General features: G+C 37.3%; 2 protein-coding genes. Both read left to right on the forward strand.

From position 1 onward, the window contains the following. Positions 1-252: hypothetical protein (locus AC1DQW_RS27690; protein ID WP_477457019.1), on the forward strand; the 252-nt coding region annotated here is incomplete at its 5' end. Next, entirely contained in the window at positions 252-965 is a 714-nt protein-coding gene (locus AC1DQW_RS27695) for a DUF5131 family protein (protein ID WP_477457020.1), read from the forward strand. The genes AC1DQW_RS27690 and AC1DQW_RS27695, both read left to right, overlap by 1 nt. The last annotated feature ends 272 nt before the right edge of the window (positions 966-1,237 follow it).

The following is a 1,237-nucleotide window of genomic DNA, read 5'->3' on the forward strand; positions in this document are numbered from 1 at the left end:
ACGTTAGATTTTGGAGATCCAAACATTGATGCATTGTCAAAACAAATACTTCAGGAATATTCGGGTAAAAAGTTAAGCGCAAAATCCCTTTTTGAGCAACATCATATTAGTAATAATTGGGGAAGCAGGCATTATATAGGTGCCTTAAGAGATTTGCATAAACGAGAGAAAGTAAAAACTAGCTTTACAGATAATATAGACCATAAAATGGCAGTACTATTAACAGATCAATGTATTTTAGATTTTAATTAATGTCAAAATCATCAATAGAATGGACCGAAATGACCTGGAATCCAACCACAGGTTGCGACAAACTTTCTGCAGGCTGTAAATTTTGCTATGCGGAAGTAATGACAAAAAGATTAAAGGGGATGGGGCAAGAAAAGTATAGTGAAGGATTTAAAATTCGAATACATCCAGCAACGTTACTTGTCCCATATACTTGGAAAAAACCTCAGTTGGTTTTCGTTAATTCTATGAGCGATCTTTTCCACAAGGAAGTGCCACTAGAGTATATAAAAAGTGTTTTTAAAGTAATGAACGATACACCCCAACACACCTATCAAGTGTTAACAAAAAGGGGCGATGTTCTCGAAAATTATGCCCCTTTCTTAAAATTTACGCCTAATATATGGATGGGTGTAAGTGTTGAGGATGAGCGAGTTATAAGTAGGATAGATCATTTAAGGAAAATTGATGCTTATGTACGATTTCTTTCTTTAGAACCGTTAATAAGTAACTTACCTAATTTAAATTTAACTGGGATACATTGGGTTATTGTGGGAGGAGAAAGCGGATTTAGCGCAAGACCTATGGAATTAGAATGGGTTGAAGATATACGCCTACAGTGTGAAGCCGCGAATGTTCCTTTCTTTTTCAAGCAATGGGGTGGGAAAAATAAAAAAGCGGCAGGTAGGCTACTCAATGGTAGAACATATGACAGCATGCCACATGAGATTAGATAAAATTTCCGTCATTGCTGACGCACGCGTGTCGTGGCTGTTGCACAACTCAGTCGCGAAAGAACACACGCGTTTTATAGTTATTTGATACGCTGAGATTTGAATATTTAAGAACTTGCTTCCGAGATTTGTTGAATTGTAATATTAGAATAAAGGCGGTCGAACTTCGAAATTTTAAGCTTTGTAATTTTTTCCCTTGGTTGTGCACAGCCAAGGGACGCTTGCACCAGCGGAGGAGTCCAAAACTTCCAGGAATTCCCGCATAGTAAAAACAC

This window comes from Mucilaginibacter sp. P5_A4 (genome assembly GCF_056400605.1).